Genomic DNA, 20,779 nt, shown 5'->3' with positions numbered 1-20,779 from the left:
TTATCCCGTTGCTGTTTCGAGGTATGCAAGGGTGGCGAGCGCCTGATCACGGTGCTCGCCACAAATGCTGGCATCAAAGTTAAAGTTGGCGCATACGGCGGGGCGGCTTGCATCGCCAAAAAGCCGACATAGATTCTGTTCATCCAACTGAATGCAGCGAACCCCAGCAGGCTTGCCTTGAGGCATCCCTGGAATCGGTGAGCTGATGGACGGCGCTATACAGCAAGCTCCGCAACCCGCCCGGCAGCCAGCGCTTTGCTTAACGATGATACCTGCCTCGCTCATGGCGTAAATTCCGCAAAGGCGCCTTTGTTAATCCCCTCGAATGCTTGAACGCGTGTGGCGTGGCCGCTTTCATCGGCGATGCTACGTGCCAGCCAGATGGCGATATTCTCAACGGTAGTGGGGCCCGGCAATACCGCACAGCGGTCTGCTGGCAGGCGAATGGAAAAGTCTCCTTGGGCAGCCTGATAACGACAGGTCAAGAACACATCGTCCTGGTGTTCAATATCCGCTTGTTCAAGTAGGTAGCGGTTATCCAGCCAGTGTGCCCAGCGAGCTTCCAGCTCAGGTTGACGCGTGCCCGATTGCCAAATAGAGAGTCTGGAGCGGTGGCCGTGGGCAATACGTTGGCAGTTGCCCTGGTGTCGTTTAAGGCCATGGCTATAGCCATAGGCTGCTCCGGTTGTAGCTTCATCACTTAACGTTAGCGTGACACGGTCAACATTGACGGGGCGCTGTGCGGTCAACTCGCCACTTAAATGCGCCGCTACCTCTTCAAGCGTAATAGATGCCCAGGGAAGCAGGCTAAAGGCTTCGACAGGCCCACGAACCTCCAGGGGATAAGGCGTTTCGGTGCGAACGCAGAGGCCTTCCTCGCAATCAGTAATGCTTACACCGGGCGCCTGCGTGGGCACCAGAAGCGTATGGTCGAGGCCGCTGTCCAGAGTGTGTTTGATCCAGGGCTTTACCTCGCCAAAATCAAATAGCATACCGTCTTCACCCAAGGCGCCTTCAAGGAGTGCATCTACTTGCCAGCTGCAGCCGATGAGTCCGCGCGTCGGGCACCAGGCAGAGACATCCATATGGGTTAACTGATTTACAAAGAGAGCCATTAGTCAAACCCTGCGATTTTGTGAATTTGAAGCGTAAGGCGCCATTGTGGGTTAGCCATACAGTAATCCGTTGCCTGGGCGATGGTGTCGGACTGTTGCCCTAACGGGCTTACATCCATGGGCTGCAAAAAAAAGTGAGTAAACGCAAGGTCCTCAAAGACCGGGGGCAATGCGTCAGCCTGCGGATAAACAAGTTTTAATTCATTTCCCTGCGTAATGACCAAAGGGTTACTACCTTTGGGGCTAACGCATAACCAATCAATGCCGGGAGGGGGCCGCAACGTACCGTTCGTTTCAACGGCTACTTCAAAGCCCTGCTGGTGTAGCTTGTCAATTAACGGTGTGTCCAGTTGGAGCAGCGGCTCACCGCCGGTAAACACCACATACGGGGTGGCATTCGCGCTACCTTTTGGCCAGAGCGCATTAATATGCGCAGCCAGCTCGGCCGCTGTTGCGAACTGCCCGCCGTTCTGTCCGTCAGTACCGATAAAATCGGTATCGCAGAAGGTGCATTTTGCATGAGCGCGATCCACTTCACGGCCTGACCACAAATTACAGCCACTAAAACGGCAAAAAACGCTGGCACGACCCGCTTGTGCGCCTTCGCCCTGTAGCGTGTAAAAGGCTTCTTTAACGTGATACATCAGCGATTCACCTTAACTGCCGCATCGTAAGCCAAGGGGTCGAGGGCATTGTTAGCGGCAAAGGCCTCCAAGCGCTCTCGGCAGCTGCCGCACTGACCACACGCTAACGCACGTCCTTCATAACAGGTCCAGGTATGCTGGTAATCGAGCCCCATGGACAGGCCATCGCGTAAAATATCCGCTTTTGATGAGTAGAGGTAAGGGGCATGCAGCGTAACGTGCTCAAAGTTGGCAATACCCGCTACGTGATTCATGGCATCGACAAACTCGGGGCGACAATCCGGGTATAAAACATGGTCACCGCCATGGGCGCCATAATCCACGCGCCCAGCGCCTATGTTGACCGCTTTGGCAATCGCCAGGGACAGTAAAATCATATTGCGATTGGGAACGACAGTGGCGCGCAAATTATCATCTGCGTAGTCACCCGTCGGCATGGCTTGGTCGGCGTTGGTCAGTGCGGAGTTATCGATCAAACCGTGGATGGCTCGAATGTCGACCACCTGGTGAGGAATACCCAACTGACGGCACACGTGCGTAGCCACATCCAACTCGCGTGCGTGACGTTGACCATAGTCAAAAGATAGTGCGTGGACCTCCAGTCCTTCACGCAGTGCGCGGTGAAGCACCGTATAGGAGTCCATGCCGCCGGAATAGATAACCACCGTCGCTGTCGGTGACGTAGAAGGGAGAGAAAACGTACTGGACATAAATAGTGCTCGCTGTCGGAGAATTTTTCGTGCGCGATAAGGCTGCACGGAGTGCCGGGGTCCGGTCCGGGAGGGCGGCAGTTTACGCAATGAGAACGTATCTGACCAGCCGTAGTCTGAATGATCGTCTCTCCTTCTTCGTCATTCCCGATAAATTGAGCAGCATGCTACGCTCATTGTTTTGCTAAGCTTATCGTTTCCGGCGGTTACAGATGGTGCTTCGGCTTACAGGTAGGTAGCTTAGCGGTTAACAGTTAGTTTTCAGCGGTTCGAGGGGATCATGGCCACCATAGAGCACAGTGAAATTGTTAAAGCATCACCTGAGCGCGTATTTGAGCTATTGCGCCGCGTGGAAGATTTTGCTGATTATTCTGATTTAATACGTTCCATTGATGTGTTGGGGGACGACCGCTATCGTTGGCATGTCCGTGCAGTAGGTATGGACTGGGCATTTGACGTGGAAGTGACAGAGATCCAGGCGCCCCATACGCTGGCTTGGGAGTCGCTTGATGGGGTGAAAAACCAGGGGCGTTACCGGCTGCGTGAAGTGCCAGAAGGAACGGAAGTATCACTTACGCTTGGTTATGAAATTCATAATCGCTTTATGGAAAAAGCCGTTAATAAAGCAGCGAAGCCGCTCGTAGGTAAAGTGAGCCGGCAAATTCTTGAGCGTGTTGAGGCCAGGCTGAATGCGTAATGCCTTTCGTCTTGTGTGGCGTTTGGCGATAGCTGTTGGCATGATAGCCATACTGGCGTGTATGTGGTTTTGGCACTCGCCGGATTTAATGGCGGTCAGGCATACCGTTGACGAATGGACACATCATCCCGCAGTAGTGGTTGGGGTGGTTGTTCTTATGGCCGTTACCCTGGCTGCCGGGTTGCCCGGGAGTATTGGCTTTTGGTTAATTGCCCCCTTTTACCCACCTGTCGTTGCCACCATTATGCTGACACTTGGAGGTGTGGCGGGCGCGTTGGGTGGCCATCAGTTAGCAGCACGTACCCGTAGCGCATGGCAACCTAAAGGGCTAACCCTAAAAGTCATGCAAACGCTTCAGGACAGGGGAGATCTATTAACCCAGTGCGCACTTCGTGTCTTGCCGGGTTTTCCTCACGCGGTGATCAACTTTGCAGCTGGGCTATGCCGTGTGCCACTGTCGATTTTTCTTCTTGCGGCAACGCTAGGCCTATCGATTAAGTGGGGCGTATACAGCAGCGCTATTCATGGGGCGCTTGAAGCGATAGAGGAAGAAAATGCACTTCAGTTTGAGGTGCTGCTACCGCTTGTTGCTCTTACGGTACTATTGCTTGTTGGTGCTTGGGTCAAGCGCCGCTCGAAAGCGGCGCCAGCGCGTTAACTCCCTTGGTGCATGGCAACGTCCAACTCGTCGACTAGCTCGGCCCAGTCAGCGTCGTCTTCAATGGCTTCACGAAGAAATTCCGCTTGGCCTTCATTCCAACAGGGCGCATCGGAAAGCACCATCTCTTTGGGTAAAGGGCGATGGCGCTTGATGAAAACTTCAATCGACTCAGCGTCTGATGGCAGGCCCAGTTGTTCGAAAAGATCACTAAAAAGATGTACCGGTTTTTCCATAATTACGGGCTCCGTCAACTGGTTAGCATTGATTAAACATAGCGTAAATTACGGATATCACCATGCTTATTAGCGTTCGCCGACTAATGAAGCGAGAAAGCGTTGCCGCTGTGTCTCTACATCAAGCGGTTGAGCTAAAAGATGGACCAGTTTGGTAAAGGTGGCTTCTGGTGTCATGGCATCGCCTGAGAGCACGCCTGCATCTGTTAACCCCTCGCCCGCAGCGTATGCTCCCATATGAACGCTGCCTTCAGGGCAAAGGCTTATCGCCGCTAGCAATTTCCCCTCACCGGCCGCGCTAGCCAGTACATTCAATAGAGCTGGATCGTTAGGTAGATTGCCCGCCCCCCACAACTGGATAACAGCGCCTTTAACGCGTGAATCTCCAAGCCAGGCTTCCAGCTGCCAAGCGGCCAAACCGGGCCAGAGCGCGATACGAACCACTTCGCCTTTATCCAACCCTTGGTAGCTGGGGAGTTCAAAGCGTGGCGCGCCACGCTGTTGAGAGGCAAGCCCACGGCTTGGGTAGTAAACAAAGTCATTGCCTACTCGCTCACCAAGTAGCGGGTAACCTGGAGAGGTGAAGGCTGTTAGTGCGTCACTGTGCAGCTTTATAGCTCGTACGCCACGCAATAACCGGTTTGCAAAATAAATAGCGACTTCCTGAAGCTCGGCGTTTGCCGCAAACCGCAGCGCGCCATGAATATTATCAAGAGCATCACTGTTGGGTGCTTCCAGGGGGCGCATTGCGCCGGTTACAACGACAGGGCGCTCTAGGCCTTGCAATTGATAGGCAAGGCTAGCGGCCGTCCAGCTAAGCGTATCGGTACCATGAATCACGACAAACCCCCGGTAATCCGTTAACCGGGTGGCGATGTCACTGGCTAACTGCTGCCACTGAAGTGGGGTCGCCGCGCTGGAATCAATCAGCGTGGTATAACTAATAACATCATAAGCAGGAAGCGATTGCTGTTGGGCAATGGGGAGCTTGCCAAGCGCGGTCGCCATGCGTTGGGCAAAGTTCGCGCCGGGAGTCAGCCCATTGGCACTTTGCTGCATGCCGATGGTGCCGCCCGTATAAATAACCAAAATGCGTTCGTGGGTGGGAGCCGTTGCGGTTAAAGGTGAGAAGCTACTCATCACGGATTTCCTGGCGTAAATATTTGAAGGCCAAGCACTAAAACTCCTGTTTGATTCCAGTGCAGGTTAGTAACGGTGAACCAGAAGCGTGCCGCTTTGATCGTCCAGCTGGCGCGTGCGGCCAGCCAACAGGGCGAATCCACAGCAAACACCTACCAACGAGATCAAAAGCCAGGCAATTTGGTCTGCATGAACGCCGGATTGGAGCAGCAAGCCGACACTAAAAGGCCCAATAGCGGCAATGGTATATCCTCCGCCTTGTACCAGGCCGGAAAGTTGTCCTGCAAGGCGTGATGTCGCTGTTCTTAATACCAGCAGGCTGAGGGCCAGGCTAAAACTGCCGCCTTGGCCAAGGCCTAACAAGATGGCGCCAGGCCATTTCCAGGCTAAGGGCGCTATAAGTAGCAGCCAAAGCCCTAGGGCCGTACTAAACAGTACAAGCAAGAGCGCCGGGCGCTGGTCTGACCCCATGCGGGCAAGCCAGGGTGCCCCCAAGGCTGAAACGAGTTGACACATGATCGAAATAGCCATTGTCCAACCCGCGCTGGCCTCATCATAGCCACGATCGACAAGCAGCGTTGGCAGCCATCCAAAAACGATATATGCCATGGATGATTGAATGCCCATGAACAGCATTACTTGCCACGTGAGCGGTTTGCGTAACAGTTTAAGAAGTCCCGAAGATGGCGGCTGAGGCATACCATGAGAGGAAGTCGAGGGCATTTGGCATTGCCAGAGAATCAGAGCAAATAGCGCCAGTAACGACCAGCTCATCAAACTTGCCTGCCAACTGCCCAGCCACACTGTCAGCGGCACGCTAAATCCCGCTCCCAACGCGCCTCCCAAGCAGAGTGCCATCGTGTAGAGGCCCGTCAAAAGATCAGCACTTTCGGGTAGCTCGCGTTTCACCAGTGCGGGCAGTAGAGTGCCGCTAATGCCTATGGCGGCGCCCGCCATTGCTGAGCCTATAAACAGGACGCCGGGCAACGGTAAACCGCGCAGAATCAAACCTGCAGCCAACAGTAGTAGCGCAGCACTAAGCGCCCGCTCGCTGCCTAGCCGTTTTGCTAAAAGCGGCGCAATAGGAGCAGCCAGGCCTAAAAACAGCACGGGGAGTGTTGTCAGTACGCCCGCTGCCGCGGGTGAGAGCCCGGCAGCTTCCTGAAGACGCGTCAGCAAGGGGGCCACTGAGGAAAGGGCAGGGCGTAAATTTAGCCCCACCACAACCATCAGTAAAATAAAGGTAACGGAACGTCGAGACAACATTGTGCGGCCTACTTGAGGTAAGGGCGTAAATCGCCGCGGACTGCATCCAGTAGCGTGATGAAGTGATAATCCTGTGGTGTTTCAATGGAGTCCACACGGACACTAGTGCGCATACCTTGATTGATATCCAGCTTATCGAAAATCTCAAGTGTCACTTTCTGAGCAGGTTTATCACCTGGTGCCAGAATGCCATCTTCAAGGGTAAAGGTTTCGATTAACGTGGCGCGCACGCGGGTGCTGTTGTCTTCGCTGAGTACACGGCGAATAAACAGCCAGCCTTCGCAAGGTAGCGCTACATTATCGTCACGCTCGCGTAGGAACAGCGTCCGGTAGCAAGCGCCTTCGTTAGCGGCTTTCTCCGCCATGCTGCGGTAGGCTTGTATGACCTGCTTTGAAGAGGCGCGTGCATCTTCCAGGCGTTGCACGATTCCCTGGTGTTCACGACTAAGCTGTTCTTGGCGTTGAAAACTGAGCCACTGCCGATATTCATTAATAAGTTGAGAAGATGACATGATCGCTCCCTGATAATGTAGTAGCCAACGTAGTGGAATATGCGAGGGCATAACCTTCGCATATTCCTTGTTAGCAGGCTAGCGGCGTGCGCGCCGACGGCGCTCGCCGCTGGCATTTCCATTATCGCTAGTTGGTTTGCGTCGTGCTTGAGGTTGGCGCTGGCGACGACCATTCTCAATGGGCTCTGGTTTGATCGTGGGATCTGGCTCAAACCCGGGCTCTATATGTTTGGGTAGGTTTTGCTTGATCAGCCGCTCGATATTGCCCAGCAAACCGTGCTCGTCCACACACACCAGTGATACTGCTTCACCATTGCTACCCGCTCGGCCTGTCCGGCCAATGCGGTGTACATAGTCTTCCGCCACATTGGGCAGGTCGAAGTTAACCACGTGGGGAAGCTCGCTAATATCCAGCCCACGTGCGGCGATATCCGTCGCGACTAATACTTGCAAGTCACCACTTTTAAAAGCCCCCAGCGCACGGGTACGAGCGCCCTGACTTTTGTTGCCATGAATAGCCATGGCAGGAATATTCTGTTTTGAAAGCTGTTCGGCAAGCCGGTTGGCGCCATGTTTGGTACGGGTGAAAACCAGCACCTGGAACCAGCCGTGGCGCTGAATCAAATGCGCCAACAGCTCACGCTTTTTTTCGCGGTCTACGCGATAAACCGCTTGGAGAATTTTCTCGGCGGTTGTGTTGCGTGGAGCCACTTCAATAAGGGCGGGGTTATTGAGCAACTGCTGCGCCAGCGTCTGAATTTCATTTGAAAACGTGGCGGAAAATAGCAGGTTTTGGCGCTGTTTGGGCACTAGGCGTAGTACACGTTTAATATCGTGAATAAAGCCCATATCCAACATGCGGTCGGCTTCATCAAGCACTAGAATTTCGATGGCTGAAAGGTCAACGTGGCCCTGCTGCTGAAGGTCCAGCAGGCGGCCGGGGGTGGCAATCAGTACGTCCAGACCTGCTTTAAGTGCATCGACCTGGGGCTGTTGGCCTACACCACCAAAAATAGTGTGCGAGCGTAAAGAGAGATGCTTCCCATAGGTGGATACACTTTCACCTACCTGTGCAGCAAGCTCCCGAGTAGGCGTCAATACCAGCGCACGCACCTGACGTTTGCCTGGCCGTTTTCCACCGGAAAGACGCTGTAGCATGGGTAGGGTAAAGCCGGCCGTTTTACCCGTGCCCGTTTGGGCGCTTGCGAGCAAGTCGCGACCTTCTAATACGACAGGAATAGCCTTTAATTGGATCGGAGTAGGCTGGGTGTAGCCTTGCGCCGTAACGGCGTGTAATAAATCTTCTTGCAGACCAAGTTCAGAAAAGCTCATGCGTTCTCCGCAGCCACCTAACAAGGCAACAGTTGCTTAAAAGCGTTGTTGCTAGGCGTAATTTTTCAAAAGACGAGAATGGTTATCCTCGCGACAGCAAAGCTTGCCAAGCCGCGATGATCGTTGATTAGCCACGTATGACCATAACGAAAAAAAGTGGTCAGTATGGAAGAGACGGGCATTTGACTGTGGGTGTTACGCTATCGCAACACTCAAAATATACCCGTCAGTGTAACATGAAGATTACCTCAGACGGGCATACTTGTGGTGATTGGTTGGCGGGCTCTCAAGCGCTTTGGTTATTTCATCCCGCTTAAACCGGCTAATGGAAATAGCTACCCTGACGTATTTGATCGGCAATTTGTCTCGCAACATCCTCCCAGCTAGCGCTTAGGGCACGTACCAGGGCGGGGTAGCCGTCCTCATCCAGTATTGTTTGCGCAGAAAAACTCTTCATGGCCAACAATTCATCACTTGGGCTGCGTAGCTGCCACTGCCCGGCCACCACCGCTAAACCATCGTAGCGGCCTTGAAATTGATCAACATCAAGCCGCAGGGTGAGCGCTTCAGGTTGGCTGCTGTCATCACAGACTACGCGAATAAGCGGTAGCTCTTGCGACAATTGTGTCCGTAAGCTGCGTGCAAGCTGTCGGTCAATGCTTTCGGCCCATTGATGCTCTCGCGCCTGGTTAAGCGTAATGTCATCCAGTTGCATGACGATGCCATCGACATCGAGATAGTGAGCAAGGCGTGGCGAGCGCAGCTGTAGCGTGCCTTGGGGGCTACTTGGTATATTGGCCAGCCCGTTACTGGGTAGCATATAACGCGCCGGGGGCGTCACACTGCTTGCGCAAGCAGCCAGCATGAGCGATAGGGACATTAGCAATAAGGATTTTAAAACGAGTATACGCATAATATTCCCCTGTTTAGCGCGGTGCACGCGGTATAGGATCTTGAGTATCCAGATTATCAAACAGCAGCGCCCGCGGATTATCGTTCAGTGTGCGGGTTAGTGGTTGAAGATCGCGCATTAATCGATCCAGGCGCTCGATGGCCGACGTCAGGTCCTGGTAAGCCGGTGAGGAAGGCGACACGCCCTGGAGGGTGCTTTGAAGCTCGTTAAGCGTAGCATTGAGGTTGCCGCCTACTGCACGAGTTTCAGGGTCGCTTAGCAGCTGGTTGAGCGACTCGCTGACACCGCGGACCTCATTAAGCATGCTTTCAGAGGCTTGTAAGCTACTGTCCATGCCCGCCAGTAAGGGCTCCACTTCAAGCGCGTTCAGCTTGTCGAGTAGATCGGTAATTTGGGATTGGATTTGGGAAAAACCACCCGACACCGTGGGGAAAACCGTGCGGCCAGAGAAAGTCGACGCAATGTAGTCCTCGTCGGTGTCTCGCTGAAAGTTCAGATCCACAAATAAAGCGCCGGTTAGCAGGTTACCGTTTTTAAGCGACGCACGAAGGCCAAGTGTAAACATGCGGTTAAAGCGCTCTTCCCACTCTTCCAAATCAATATCCGAATTCTCGATGCCAAGCCGCTGGGGCTCAAGGCGAATGAGTACGGGGATGGCGAAGCTTGCGCGTGAGCTTGGCTGTGGTGATGTAAAGTTCCAGGGGACAGCGGCCACGGTGCCTATACGAACACCTCGAAACTCGACGGGCGCACCGCGTGAAAGGCCGCGAACGGTGTCATCCACTAACAGAACGTATTCCAGGTACTGATTGAAGGTACCCTCGCGAGCATCATCCTCATCCCCGTACAGATTAAAGCGGGCGCCCGCTTCTACAGGGCGTCCCATTGGTAAGTCTTCGGGCACCCCAAACGTGACACCTCCTCCTAACAGGGTTTCAAGTGATTCAACGTTAACCCGAAAGCCATTTGAATCAAGGCGTAGGTCAATGCCGCTCGAGGACCAGAAGCGGGTGCTGTCGGTCACCAGCAGTGCATAGGGCTCTTCGATAAATACCTGGTGATGCATGGTGCGTGATTCGGGGTCGAAACTTGCTTCTTCAACGCGGCCCACCGTATAGCCCTGGTAGGAAACCGGGTCGCCGACACGCAACGAATTGCCGAGTTGACTAATGAGATTGATATTGATGCCGGCCATTCCGGCCGTGGCGACAGGGGGGACGTCGCTTACCGGAAAGTTACGCCGCTGTTCTTCAGAGCTTCCGGGCTCAAGCTGTATATAAGCGCCAGAGAGGACAGTACTCAGGCCGCTAATCCCTTCACGCCCGATACGAGGCTTTACCACCCAAAAGCGGCTATCTTCACGCAACAAGGCTTCAGCCTGAGGCTGAATGCGTGCTGTAATCACAGCACTGCTTAGGTCTTCAGAGAGCTGGACATTTTGCACGAGGCCAATTTCAACGTTGCGGCTGCGGATGGAGGTATTTCCCGCTTCGATACCTTCGGCGTTGTTCATGGTTAATGTGATAAGTGTGCCGCGGCTGGTGTAATTATCGTACACCAGCCATAGCCCAATAATGATAGCCACAAAAGGCACAATCCAGATAGGGGAGATGCGTGATTGCGGCGAAGACCTGGCTTTGTTCATGTCAGGCTCTTGCTTGTTAGCTATGGGGGTGTCGTTACCCATTAATGGCTCCCAGAGTGGCTATTATTTGATGTGGACGCTGCCTTGGTAGGAGCATCCCATATTAAGCGGGGGTCAAACGTCATGGCGGCTAGCATTGTCAATACCACGACCGAGCCAAACGCCAGCGCGGCAGGACCTGGCGTGATCGACATAAGTGAGCCAGCGCGTATCAAGGCAACCAGAATAGCCACTACAAAAACATCGACCATCGACCATCGTCCGATAAACTCGGTAATGCGATAAAGCCGCGTACGGCTGATGGTATTGGGTTGGCTGTTGCCTCGGACGACAATACATAGCCATGAAAGCGCCAGCAGTTTACCGACAGGCACAATAATGCTGGCAACGAAAATAACGGTGGCGACTGGCCATGAGCCCATCTGAATCAGTTCAACGACGCCTCCTATGATGGTCGAAGAACCGCTATGCCCCAGACTCGTCGTGGTCATAATAGGGTAAACATTCGCAGGGATATACATGACAGTCGCTGCGCCTAGCAGTGCCCAGGTGCGTTGTAAGCTATAGGGGAGTCGGGAGTGAAGTTTCTCATGACATCGAATGCAGCGAGATTTATGTCCTGGGGTGAGTGAATTGACAAGCCCACAGGTTGGACAGCCTGTTAGGCGCTGACTAGCGGCGGTTGCTCCTGTTTGGGTGCCCTCTGGCGCCAAGGGTTCTCCTTCGAGGGAAAACCACATCCAATCGGCATCAATGGACTGGATGGTCATTAATAAAAGTACCGCAAAGATGCAAAAACCCCAGAAGGAGATACCCAACTCAATTTGCGCCATACCGGCTATTTTAATCAGGCTTACCAGCGCCCCTATAATAAAGACATCCGCCATCATCCAGGGCGTCAAGTGGGCAAGTGAGCGGGCAATGTCGCGACTATAGGCGAGTGGCTTGCCGTGTAAAAGCCCCAGCTGCAGCCAAATCACGCTAAGCAGATAAAGGGTCGGCAGCACAACGATGGTCATGATGACGATAATGGCCACGACCGGTTGGTGAAAGGCAATTAACGTGGTGGCCGTTTGTGACAGCTCTATGCGATTGCCGACGCCACTAACGCTGAAGCTTACAAACGGAAACGAAATAGCCACGATTAATGCAATTAATGCCGCAATGGCAAGTGCCATACTGTGCTGAGCGGGGTAGCGGTGGCGTTTTACGAGTACATGTGAGCAGCGCGGGCAGCTGGCCTTTTCGCCCGAGCATAAGGGGGGCAGCGCGGATACCCAGTCGCACTCATGGCAGGCGCGTAAACGTCGACGCTGAACGCGAGACTCAGGTGGTTGCCGATCCACTAGAGGCGCATTAACGGAAAGTGGGGAACGCTTTAATAAACGGAAGTGGGGCAAAGGGGACACTCTCACTGCGAATGCGATGTAAACCGAATGAACACCGGGCCTTTTTTATATCAAACCCAAATAGATCCATGCTGGCATAACCCGATGCTTGACCCGACTGAAGGGTTAGTCAAGGATGCAGCCGCGATAGTGCCTAATATTCTGCCATAAGGAAATAAAATGTTGCTTCCACTTGTAGCTGTAGTGATGGGACTGGTGTTGCTCATCTGGAGTGCTGAGAAATTTATTGATGGCGCAGCTGCAACGTCACGTTGGCTCGGTCTTTCGCCTTTATTGATTGGTATGTTGGTCATTGGATTCGGTACCTCAGCCCCTGAGATGATGGTGTCAGTATTGGCAGCCTTGCAGGGGAATCCCGGGCTTGCAGTAGGGAATGCCTATGGTTCCAATATTGCTAATATTGGTTTGGTATTGGGTTTTGTTGCACTCATTGCACCGTTAGCTGTGCACTCCAGCGTCATCCGCAAAGAGATGCCGATTTTAATTCTGGTCACACTGATCACTGGGATTATGCTCTGGGATGGTTGGGTGTCTCGCTGGGAAGCGGCCCTTTTATTGGTAGCCCTCGTCATATTTATCGGCGTAAGCATCTTTCGTTCAAAAAAGCAAAAGGACGATGCGCTGGTTGAGGAAGTCGCTGAGACGCTGGACAGTAACCCCATGTCGCGTGGTAAAGCGATTATGTGGACGTTGGTTGGGTTGGTGTTCTTGGTTGCAAGCTCGCGTATGTTGGTTTGGGGAGCGGTAGAAATTGCGCAACGTTTTGGCGTGAGTGACTTGATTATCGGGCTAACCGTCGTAGCCGTTGGTACCTCACTGCCCGAGCTTGCTTCTTCGATTAGCGCGCTGCGCCGTAAAGAGCACGATATGGTGCTGGGTAACGTTGTTGGTTCTAACTTGTTTAATAGCCTTGCTGTAGTGGGGCTTGCGGGGGTTATTGCACCTATTGATGCTGGGCGGGAAGTGCTGGTGCGTGATTGGAGCATTATGACCTGCATGACCCTGCTAATGGTTCTCTTCGCATTTTCCTGGAAAGGACGTCCGCGTCGAATTAATCGCCTCGAAGGCGCTGTTCTTTTTACGCTTTTTATTGCGTATACCGGATATATGATAAGCGTTGTCGTATTATCTTAATGAATAATTGGCATTATTTGATGTGCGTCAATGCGACACGCTTTGCGAAAGATAGATCGGTGTATAATGAGATGTAAGCCAGTAAAATGGCAATATAAATAAAAACAGGCTAGATGCTTATAATTAAAGGCTGAATCTTTAAGTTTCAGCTAAGCTTGCGTTAACAAAAACTGGGGTATTAATTCAGGTTAGGAGCGTGCAATGGAACTCGATCCCTTAATGCTGTCGCGAATACAATTCGCGTTTGTTATCTGTTTTCACACGATCTTTCCGGTTTTCACCATTGGGTTGGCCTCTTATATTGCGCTTTTACAAGCACTTTTTTTTAAGACGCAAAATCCTGCATGGGACCGTTTAGCACTGTTCTGGACGAAAGTATTTGCTGTGGTTTTTGGCATGGGGGTGGTGTCGGGAATCGTGATGTCGTTTCAGTTCGGTACGAACTGGAGTAATTTCTCTCTGGCGACCTCCAATTTTATAGGTCCCATGCTCAGTTATGAAGTTGTGACAGCCTTCTTCCTTGAAGCTGCCTTCCTTGGCATATTGCTGTTTGGCCGTGGAAAAGTGCCGCAGGGTATCCATTTGATGGCGGCTGCCTTGGTGGCGCTGGGCACCTTTATTTCAGCGTTCTGGATCCTCGCGGCAAACAGTTGGATGCATACACCGGCAGGCGTTGAGTTGATCGACAATCGTTTCCATGTGATCTCCTGGTTTGACGCGATTTTCAATCCCTCCTTCCCTCATCGCTTTGCACACATGGCTGTAGCTTCCTTTATCACCGGCGGGTTTGTCGTGGCAGGCGTTAGCGCCTGGTTTTTGTTGCGTGGAAGAGATCCAGAGGCTAACCGTCGTGCGCTTTCCATGTGCTTATGGTTGCTGCTTTTCCTGACGCCTCTTCAGGCGTTTATAGGCGACTCCCACGGGTTGAATACGCTCAAATATCAGCCAACGAAGGTCGCAGCAATGGAGGGGAACTGGGAAACATCTACCAGCGTGCCATTGCTCTTGTTTGCGCTGCCGGACCAGGAGGCGCAGAGAAACCTTTATGAGATTGGCATTCCTAACGTGGCCAGTCTCATACTTACCCATTCGCTGCATGGTGAAGTTCCAGGGCTTACGGCCGTGCCACCTGAAGACCAGCCTCCTGTTGCCATCGTATTTTGGGCGTTTCGGGTGATGGTTGGCATTGCCTTAATAATGATTGCTGTCTCCTTTGTAGGCTTATTCTTGCGGCGCAATCAACGTATTTATGAGAGTCAGCTGTTTTTGAAAACATTGGTCGGCATGATTTCTTTACCCTTCATTGCGGTTCTGGCTGGCTGGATCGTGACCGAAGTAGGTCGGTCCCCTTGGCTGGTATACAACATCATGTCTCATGCAGAGGGTGTGACACCTTCGCTAACAGGTTGGATGGCGCTGTTTACGCTTATTGGGTATGTGCTGGTATATGCGGTGGTTTTTTATGCCGGTATTTACTATCTAACCCGGGTGGTTCGCAACGGCATGTTGCCTGAGCAAGAAAAGGCGTCTGTTAATAGGGATGCTGACCGTCCCAAGCGGCCGCTCTCTGCCGCCCACACCCCTTTTGATGATGACATTGATCCGGTGAGGAGCTAACCATGGAAATGTTTGATCTGTCGATTATTTGGGCTGGCATTATCGGGTTCGGCGTCATCATGTATGTACTGATGGATGGCTTTGATCTTGGCTTGGGGATTCTATTTCCCTTTGCGCCAGATGAAGAGGCTCGTGATGTCATGATGAACTCTGTGGCACCGGTCTGGGACGGTAACGAGACTTGGCTGGTTTTGGGGGGGGCTGGCTTGTTAGCGGCTTTTCCCTTGGTTTACTCGATTTTCTTACCGGCACTCTATATCGGTGTTTTCTTGATGCTGGCAGGGTTGATTTTTCGTGGCATTTCGTTCGAATTCCGCTTTAAGTCGCGCCGTAACCGCCACTGGTGGAATCGCTCCTTTGCCTGGGGTTCGGCGGTCGCTGCGTTCGCTCAAGGCGCTGTGGTTGGTGCATATATTCAGGGTTTTCAAACCGAAGGCTTTGTTTATACCGGGGGCGCCTTTGATTGGTTAACGCCGTTTACGGTGTTAACAGGCTTGGGGCTTATGGCAGGTTATGCGCTTTTGGGCTCAACCTGGCTGATTCTAAAATCGGAAGGCCACGTACAGGATTGGGCGTATAAAATCACGCCTATGCTGCTGGCAATGGTGCTGGTGGTCTTCGCCATTGTTAGTATCTGGACGCCGTTCGTGAACCCGGTTGTTTGGGATCGCTGGTTTGGTCATCTGCACTTGATCTGGATTTTCCCAGCGCTAGCGCTCTTCTTCGCCTTTCTTGTATACCGCTCGGTAAAGCAGCGCCGTGAGAGCTATCCCTTCCTTGCGACTATCGGTATTTATGTATTTACCTATCTGGGCTTGATCGTGAGCCAATGGCCGATGATAGTGCCGCCTAACTACACCTTGTGGGATGCGGCGTCAGCACCTGAGTCACAGCTTTTCTTGTTGATTGGTGTGCTCTTTGTTATCCCCTTTATCCTGATGTATACCGCATGGACGTATTGGGTATTTCGCGGCAAGGTGCGTGTAGGTGAAGGTTATCATTAAGCCAGAGGCTATCAGATGACGGAGCAGTCGCTAACCGCGCGCTCCTGGTTAAAAATGCTGGCAACCTTAGAGCGGCGAAGATTAAATCTCGCCGCTTTTCTTGGCATTTTAGCTGGGGTTCAAACGGTTATTATTGTAGTGGGATTGGCCTGGTTAGTAGAGCAGTTGGTTATTGATCAACAAGCGCCTTATCCGTTTTTAAACGTATTAATAGGGCTGGCGCTGTGCGTGCTTGGGCGCGGAGTATGCCTGTGGGGGCAAGAGGTAATAAGCCTGGAGGCTAGCCTACGTATCCGCCAATACGCCCGACGTCAACTGCTGGATAAATGCTGGACATTGGGTCCTGTGTGGTTGGCTTATCATCAAAGCGGCGCCTTGGCGACGCAGGCGGTAGAAAATATAGAGGCACTGGATGGCTATTTTTCGCGCTTCTATACGCAGCTAAGAATTACTTCTCTCTTACCGCTACTGATTCTATTGGTGGTGCTACGACTGGATTATGTCGTTGCTCTCTTCTTGTTGCTTTCTGCGCCCATTATCCCGCTATTCATGGCACTAGTAGGTATGGGAGCTGAGCGTATAAATCGGGACCAGTTTGCAGCGGTTGCACGGCTCTCTGCCCACTTTCTTGACCGTGTTCGTGGAATGTCGACGCTTCAGCTATTTGGTCGCACGGCGAGTGCTCATCAGGACGTTTGGTGGGCAACAGATGATTACCGTCGTTTAAGCATGCGAACGTTGCGCTTGGCTTTTTTATCGTCTGCAGTGCTCGAGTTTTTCGCGTCGGTCGCCATTGCCGTAGTAGCGATATACGTAGGGTTTGGCTTACTGGGATATATTGAGTACGGGCCTGCACCTTCTTTAACGCTCTTTACGGGCTTAGCCGTATTGCTGCTCGCTCCTGAGTTTTTCCAGCCGTTACGCACCTTGTCACAGCACTACCATGATCGTGCTACTGCTTTAGGTGCCGCAGAAAGCCTGGTAACGGTGCTGAATGAGTCGAGCATACAACGAAGTACGTTTGATGAGCCTGCAACTGATGACGATATTGCAGTGCTTCAAAATGTCAGCGTTGACTATCCGATCCGCGGCCGGGTGTTAGGGCCAATGGATCTGACGATCAAAAAAGGCAGTGTCATTGCGATTAGTGGTCCATCCGGGAGCGGGAAGTCGACACTGTTGGCGTTATTGGCCGGTTTTTTGACGCCATCAAGCGGCACGCTTCAGTTGGCTCAGCCGCGTTACGCGTGGCTGGACCAGCAGCCGGGCCTGTTGCATGGCACCTTGGCGGATAACTTGCGGCTGGCAAACCCTGATGCCGATACTCCCGCAATGCTTTCAGCACTTCACCAGGCTGGTTTGGAGGAGCTTCTAAACCAATTGCCTGATGGTTTGGATACCATGATAGGAGAGCGCGGAGTGGGGTTATCGGGTGGTCAGGCCCAGCGGCTGGCGTTGGCGCGCATTTATTTAAGTGATGCTGATTTAATCCTGCTCGATGAGCCTACAGCAAGCCAGGATGCTGAAACCGAAGCCTCTGTGATTAGTGCATTGTTAGCATGGGCTGCACAGGGGCGTACGGTGATTATGGCAACGCATCACCCGGCTGCAATTAAGGCGGCTCAGCTCCACTTTTATATGCAGGACGGCCGTTTAAAGGAGGTGCGTGATGCAACCTAATGCGTCCTCACAAAAAAGTGAGCTGTCCCAAGCGCGCCAGGCATTGTCGCCCTGGGTGGCGTTAATGATGAAGCGTCGAAGGCGGTTCGCGATCGGCGCGCTCCTTATTTGCTTAACGCTTGCTGCGGGGCTTTCACTGCTGGGCCTTTCTGGGTGGTTTATTACCGCATGTGCATTAGCGGGCATCGCTTTTTTGCTTGGCTTACCTGTTCAGTTGGATGTGTACGTACCTGGCGGAGGAATACGCTTCTTTGCGCTATTACGTACTGTCGCCCGCTATATAGAACGTCTCTATAATCACGATACGGTGCTTCGCCTCTTGGCTGATTTACGCTACCGCGTGTTTGGCCAGCTTATGCGATTGGATGAGGCGGCGTTGCAGCGCGAGCGTGTCAGTGACTGGCTGGGACGTTTAACCGCTGATATAGATGCTCTCGACAATCTTTATCTTCGTTTGCTGATGCCACCCCTGGTTAGCTTGGTAGTTATTGTGGGGTTAACCCTCTTTATTGCTATTTGGTTGCCTGCGTTAGCGCTGTGGGTCGGCGTGGTTCTGCTGGTTCTGTGGGCGAGTGTTACCTATGGCATGGCGCGCTTGGGGTATGCGCACAGTCATCGCCAAGTGGCTGACCAGGAAGGGTTACGGCGGTTGGTCGTTGATCAGTTGCAGGCCTCAGCTGAGTTAATTGCCTATCGCAGCGCTGCGTGGCACCGTCAGCAGGTGGAGGCGCACGAAGATGCAGCGCTTGATAATCAACGGCGCCTTGGCCGAAGCGTTGCTATGGGTGATAGCCTCATTAGCGTTATTACCGGGTTGCTGCTGTTAAGCGTTGTATGGCTGGGTGGCGTGCTGGTGGCGAGTGGGGTAATAACCGGGCCTATTCTGGTGATGTTGCTGCTGGTGGTTCTAGGTGTGAATGAGGTTTTTGTACCGCTTCCGGGTGCTTTCGCTCGCTTGGGGGGCAGTGCCGCTGCAGCAGAGCGTTTAAATGCACTTGGGCCCGAGTGCCAGCAGAGTCAACACCAGTCATTTTCCGGGCAACAGCTTGACCTTGGGTTGCAGAAAGTCACGCATTGTTATCCTTCTAGCCTGATGCCAGCGCTTGATAGTGTATCGTTTCATCTGGCAACGGGGGAGTGGGCTATCATTACCGGGCGCTCAGGTGCGGGTAAAAGTACCCTGGCGGCGCTTTTGACGGGGCGGCTTGCTCCTTCTAAAGGTGTGGTTAATGTAGGAGGCTGCGTGCCTACTGCTGTGCCAGAGCAGGAGCGTTCGCAACACATTGCTTTGTTAACCCAGCAGGTAGACCTTTTCGATGCGTCATTGGAAGAAAATCTGCGCTTGGGGAATCCTGATGCTGATGATGAAGCGCTTTGGGATGTGCTGAAAGCAGTAGCGCTCGATGGGTGGGCTCAATCTCTTCCGGGCCAGTTGCAAACACCCGTAGGTGAGCGAGGGCAGCAACTGTCTGGTGGGCAGGCGCGGCGGGTGGCGCTGGCTCGGCTGTTGCTCATGGACCCTTCGGTGGTTATTTTAGACGAGCCTTTTGCGGCGATTGATCATGATACGGCCGTAATAGTAGCTACCACGCTTTCTCGCTGGTTAGTCGGGCGCACCACCATCTTCTTTGTTCACCATGAAGTGGGTAGCTTGCTAACGCGACAGATAACCCATCACTGGCACTTAAGTGCCGGGAAGCTCAACCCAGGTAAGTAATTGCTTGAGTTGGGCGTTAAGGAAAAATGATGCAGGATTTTTTACGTCACCTCCCTAAAGTCGAGCTTCACTTGCATATTGAAGGCTCGCTGGAACCGGAGCTTATGTTTGCTCTGGCAGAGCGAAACAGTATCGAATTACCTTATTCCTCCGTCGAGGAGGCCAAGGCAGCCTATCGGTTTAAAGATCTACAAGGTTTCTTGAATCTCTATTTCCAGGGCATGAGCGTTCTTCGTCATGAACAGGATTTTTATGACTTGGCGATGGATTATTTCAAGCGCGCTAGTAGTGAGGGTGTCGTCCATATCGATATACATTTTGATCCTCAGGCACATCTACAGCGCGGCGTTTCTCTGGACGTGGTCATGTCCGGATTATTGCGTGCCAAGCAAGAGGCAGAGCAGGCTCTGGATTTAAGTGTCGGAATGATCATGGCCTTTTTGCGTGACCGGCCTGCCGAAGAGGCACTTCAAGTGCTGGAGCAGGCAGCACCTTACTGGAGTGAGCTTGACGCCATTGGTCTGGATAGTGCTGAGCGCGACCATCCACCCTCAAAATTCGTTGCCGTATTTACGCGCGCCCAGGAGTTGGGCTTGGCTCGGGTGGCTCATGCAGGAGAGGAAGGGCCGGCCTCTTATATCATTGAGGCATTGGATTTGCTTGATGTGTGCCGCATTGATCACGGTATTCGCTGTCTGGAGAGTGACGAGGCGGTGGAGCGTCTATATCAAAAGCAAACCGTGCTGACCGTATGCCCCTTATCCAACGTAAGCTTAAATGTGGTTGATAGCTTAACCGATCATCCTCTGCCGGCCCTTCTTGATAAAGGGCTTAATGTGACGATTAGCTCGGATGATCCGGCTTACTTTGGTGGTGGTCTATTGGCTAATCACATCGCTTGTGCTCAATCATTCGGCTGGGGTGAAGAGGCTTTCCTGACTCTTAACCGTAATGCCATAAAAGAAGCCTTTACAACGGAATCCAGGCGCCAAGAGCTGCTGGCCCGCCTTGATGTGGTCGAGTATTAGGCTGGCTAGCGTATAAGGGCTATTGACTTAGCTTCTTGTATCAATGCGTTAGTGCTTTAAAGTAATTGCAAAAAGTTGTTGACCCATCAGGAAAAGTGGGTAGAATACGCCCCACATCGAACGGGCAGCGCCCTTCGGTAGCTCTTTAACAATTTGATCAGGTAATTCATGTGGGCGTTTGCCGATGAGGGTGACAAGTCACCTTATATCAAGGCAAGCGCACAAGAAGAATTTTCGAATTCTTTAAATTCGTTTGAACCTTGAGCCAGGATTGATTCACCTTTGTCACTTTCGAGTGACAAGCAAGAATCACACTGATTTT

Annotated in this window: 20 protein-coding genes; 8 read left to right on the top strand and 12 right to left on the bottom strand. The window is 52.6% G+C overall.

The genetic code is table 11. The features are described from left to right. Genes INT20_RS15010 through queC form a run of 4 tightly spaced genes read right to left on the bottom strand, consistent with a single transcriptional unit; the run spans window position 1 to window position 2,469 of the window. Window positions 1-285 (bottom strand): YkgJ family cysteine cluster protein, encoded by a 285-nt coding sequence (locus tag INT20_RS15010; protein ID WP_193054664.1) that lies wholly within the window; start codon window positions 283-285, stop codon window positions 1-3. Continuing rightward, window positions 282-1,115, bottom strand: coding sequence for a 6-carboxytetrahydropterin synthase (locus tag INT20_RS15005; RefSeq protein ID WP_193054665.1), 834 nt, complete (start codon window positions 1,113-1,115; stop codon window positions 282-284). The genes INT20_RS15010 and INT20_RS15005 overlap by 4 nt, the downstream gene beginning before the upstream one ends. Continuing rightward, the gene (gene queE, locus INT20_RS15000; RefSeq protein WP_172118456.1) at window positions 1,115-1,759 is read right to left on the bottom strand and encodes a 7-carboxy-7-deazaguanine synthase; all 645 of its coding nucleotides are present in this window, start codon (window positions 1,757-1,759) and stop codon (window positions 1,115-1,117) included. The genes INT20_RS15005 and queE overlap by 1 nt, the downstream gene beginning before the upstream one ends. Next, window positions 1,759-2,469 carry a 7-cyano-7-deazaguanine synthase QueC gene (queC, locus tag INT20_RS14995; RefSeq protein ID WP_193054666.1) on the bottom strand — a complete coding sequence of 237 codons (711 nt, stop codon included), beginning with the start codon at window positions 2,467-2,469 and terminating at the stop codon, window positions 1,759-1,761. Before queC ends, queE begins: the two co-directional genes overlap by 1 nt. A gap of 280 nt (window positions 2,470-2,749) precedes the next feature. Between queC and INT20_RS14990 the strand changes: the two genes are divergently transcribed. Both INT20_RS14990 and INT20_RS14985 read left to right on the top strand, forming a co-directional pair. Continuing rightward, window positions 2,750-3,166 (top strand): SRPBCC family protein, encoded by a 417-nt coding sequence (locus INT20_RS14990; protein ID WP_172118458.1) that lies wholly within the window; start codon window positions 2,750-2,752, stop codon window positions 3,164-3,166. Further along, window positions 3,159-3,824 carry a VTT domain-containing protein gene (locus tag INT20_RS14985; RefSeq protein ID WP_193057205.1) on the top strand — a complete coding sequence of 222 codons (666 nt, stop codon included), beginning with the start codon at window positions 3,159-3,161 and terminating at the stop codon, window positions 3,822-3,824. The genes INT20_RS14990 and INT20_RS14985 overlap by 8 nt, the downstream gene beginning before the upstream one ends. Here INT20_RS14985 and INT20_RS14980 read toward each other — a convergent pair. From INT20_RS14980 to INT20_RS14945, 8 genes are all read right to left on the bottom strand, one after another. After that, entirely contained in the window at window positions 3,821-4,060 is a 240-nt protein-coding gene (locus INT20_RS14980) for a DUF2789 domain-containing protein (RefSeq protein WP_172118460.1), read from the bottom strand. The genes INT20_RS14985 and INT20_RS14980 overlap by 4 nt on opposite strands. 69 nt (window positions 4,061-4,129) lie before the next feature. After that, window positions 4,130-5,200, bottom strand: coding sequence for an asparaginase (locus INT20_RS14975; RefSeq protein ID WP_193054668.1), 1,071 nt, complete (start codon window positions 5,198-5,200; stop codon window positions 4,130-4,132). A gap of 66 nt (window positions 5,201-5,266) precedes the next feature. Continuing rightward, complete coding sequence (locus tag INT20_RS14970) at window positions 5,267-6,466, bottom strand: MFS transporter (protein WP_172118462.1); 1,200 nt, start codon at window positions 6,464-6,466, stop codon at window positions 5,267-5,269. An 8-nt stretch (window positions 6,467-6,474) separates the two neighbouring features. Further along, a complete protein-coding gene (locus tag INT20_RS14965; RefSeq protein WP_193054669.1) occupies window positions 6,475-6,978 on the bottom strand; it encodes a hypothetical protein in 504 nt (167 codons plus the stop codon). A 78-nt stretch (window positions 6,979-7,056) separates the two neighbouring features. Then, window positions 7,057-8,310 carry a DEAD/DEAH box helicase gene (locus INT20_RS14960; RefSeq protein WP_193054670.1) on the bottom strand — a complete coding sequence of 418 codons (1,254 nt, stop codon included), beginning with the start codon at window positions 8,308-8,310 and terminating at the stop codon, window positions 7,057-7,059. A gap of 322 nt (window positions 8,311-8,632) precedes the next feature. Beyond that, the gene (locus INT20_RS14955) at window positions 8,633-9,223 is read right to left on the bottom strand and encodes a PqiC family protein (protein WP_193054671.1); all 591 of its coding nucleotides are present in this window, start codon (window positions 9,221-9,223) and stop codon (window positions 8,633-8,635) included. Window positions 9,224-9,236: 13 nt separating this feature from the next. Further along, window positions 9,237-10,910: an intermembrane transport protein PqiB gene (pqiB, locus tag INT20_RS14950; protein ID WP_193054672.1), complete on the bottom strand. Its 1,674-nt coding sequence runs from the start codon at window positions 10,908-10,910 to the stop codon at window positions 9,237-9,239. Beyond that, window positions 10,910-12,214 carry a paraquat-inducible protein A gene (locus INT20_RS14945; protein WP_319643860.1) on the bottom strand — a complete coding sequence of 435 codons (1,305 nt, stop codon included), beginning with the start codon at window positions 12,212-12,214 and terminating at the stop codon, window positions 10,910-10,912. Before INT20_RS14945 ends, pqiB begins: the two co-directional genes overlap by 1 nt. Window positions 12,215-12,436: 222 nt before the next feature. On the opposite strand from INT20_RS14945, the gene INT20_RS14940 reads away from it, so the two are divergent. The 6 genes from INT20_RS14940 (at window position 12,437) to INT20_RS14915 (ending at window position 20,457) form a co-directional block, all read left to right on the top strand. Beyond that, entirely contained in the window at window positions 12,437-13,411 is a 975-nt protein-coding gene (locus INT20_RS14940) for a calcium/sodium antiporter (protein WP_172118466.1), read from the top strand. 201 nt (window positions 13,412-13,612) lie between these two features. Beyond that, window positions 13,613-15,028: a cytochrome ubiquinol oxidase subunit I gene (locus INT20_RS14935; RefSeq protein ID WP_193054673.1), complete on the top strand. Its 1,416-nt coding sequence runs from the start codon at window positions 13,613-13,615 to the stop codon at window positions 15,026-15,028. A gap of 2 nt (window positions 15,029-15,030) precedes the next feature. Then, complete coding sequence (cydB, locus tag INT20_RS14930; protein ID WP_193054674.1) at window positions 15,031-16,032, top strand: cytochrome d ubiquinol oxidase subunit II; 1,002 nt, start codon at window positions 15,031-15,033, stop codon at window positions 16,030-16,032. A 15-nt stretch (window positions 16,033-16,047) separates the two neighbouring features. After that, window positions 16,048-17,712, top strand: a complete 1,665-nt coding sequence (gene cydD / locus INT20_RS14925; protein WP_193054675.1) for a thiol reductant ABC exporter subunit CydD — start codon at window positions 16,048-16,050, stop codon at window positions 17,710-17,712. Beyond that, a complete protein-coding gene (gene cydC / locus INT20_RS14920; RefSeq protein WP_193054676.1) occupies window positions 17,702-19,429 on the top strand; it encodes a thiol reductant ABC exporter subunit CydC in 1,728 nt (575 codons plus the stop codon). The genes cydD and cydC overlap by 11 nt, the downstream gene beginning before the upstream one ends. A 29-nt stretch (window positions 19,430-19,458) precedes the next feature. Continuing rightward, window positions 19,459-20,457 (top strand): adenosine deaminase, encoded by a 999-nt coding sequence (locus INT20_RS14915; protein ID WP_193054677.1) that lies wholly within the window; start codon window positions 19,459-19,461, stop codon window positions 20,455-20,457. Window positions 20,458-20,779: the final 322 nt, after the last annotated feature.

The organism is Halomonas citrativorans (assembly GCF_014898005.1).
GTDB classification, from domain to species: Bacteria; Pseudomonadota; Gammaproteobacteria; order Pseudomonadales; family Halomonadaceae; genus Vreelandella; species Vreelandella citrativorans.
Note: the sequence above shows the minus strand (reverse complement) of the source record. Positions and strands in the feature narration are given on the sequence as shown.

Coding starts and splice junctions, on each gene's coding strand:
- INT20_RS14990 (WP_172118458.1), top strand. CDS start 2,750: ATGGCCACCATAGAGCACAGTGAAATTGTTAAAGCATCACCTGAGCGC.
- INT20_RS14975 (WP_193054668.1), bottom strand. CDS start 5,200: ATGAGTAGCTTCTCACCTTTAACCGCAACGGCTCCCACCCACGAACGC.
- INT20_RS15010 (WP_193054664.1), bottom strand. CDS start 285: ATGAGCGAGGCAGGTATCATCGTTAAGCAAAGCGCTGGCTGCCGGGCG.
- cydD (WP_193054675.1), top strand. CDS start 16,048: ATGACGGAGCAGTCGCTAACCGCGCGCTCCTGGTTAAAAATGCTGGCA.
- INT20_RS14980 (WP_172118460.1), bottom strand. CDS start 4,060: ATGGAAAAACCGGTACATCTTTTTAGTGATCTTTTCGAACAACTGGGC.
- INT20_RS14940 (WP_172118466.1), top strand. CDS start 12,437: ATGTTGCTTCCACTTGTAGCTGTAGTGATGGGACTGGTGTTGCTCATC.
- INT20_RS14915 (WP_193054677.1), top strand. CDS start 19,459: ATGCAGGATTTTTTACGTCACCTCCCTAAAGTCGAGCTTCACTTGCAT.
- INT20_RS14935 (WP_193054673.1), top strand. CDS start 13,613: ATGGAACTCGATCCCTTAATGCTGTCGCGAATACAATTCGCGTTTGTT.
- cydB (WP_193054674.1), top strand. CDS start 15,031: ATGGAAATGTTTGATCTGTCGATTATTTGGGCTGGCATTATCGGGTTC.
- INT20_RS14955 (WP_193054671.1), bottom strand. CDS start 9,223: ATGCGTATACTCGTTTTAAAATCCTTATTGCTAATGTCCCTATCGCTC.
- pqiB (WP_193054672.1), bottom strand. CDS start 10,910: ATGGGTAACGACACCCCCATAGCTAACAAGCAAGAGCCTGACATGAAC.
- cydC (WP_193054676.1), top strand. CDS start 17,702: ATGCAACCTAATGCGTCCTCACAAAAAAGTGAGCTGTCCCAAGCGCGC.
- INT20_RS14985 (WP_193057205.1), top strand. CDS start 3,159: ATGCGTAATGCCTTTCGTCTTGTGTGGCGTTTGGCGATAGCTGTTGGC.
- queE (WP_172118456.1), bottom strand. CDS start 1,759: ATGTATCACGTTAAAGAAGCCTTTTACACGCTACAGGGCGAAGGCGCA.
- INT20_RS14960 (WP_193054670.1), bottom strand. CDS start 8,310: ATGAGCTTTTCTGAACTTGGTCTGCAAGAAGATTTATTACACGCCGTT.
- INT20_RS14965 (WP_193054669.1), bottom strand. CDS start 6,978: ATGTCATCTTCTCAACTTATTAATGAATATCGGCAGTGGCTCAGTTTT.
- INT20_RS15005 (WP_193054665.1), bottom strand. CDS start 1,115: ATGGCTCTCTTTGTAAATCAGTTAACCCATATGGATGTCTCTGCCTGG.
- queC (WP_193054666.1), bottom strand. CDS start 2,469: ATGTCCAGTACGTTTTCTCTCCCTTCTACGTCACCGACAGCGACGGTG.
- INT20_RS14970 (WP_172118462.1), bottom strand. CDS start 6,466: ATGTTGTCTCGACGTTCCGTTACCTTTATTTTACTGATGGTTGTGGTG.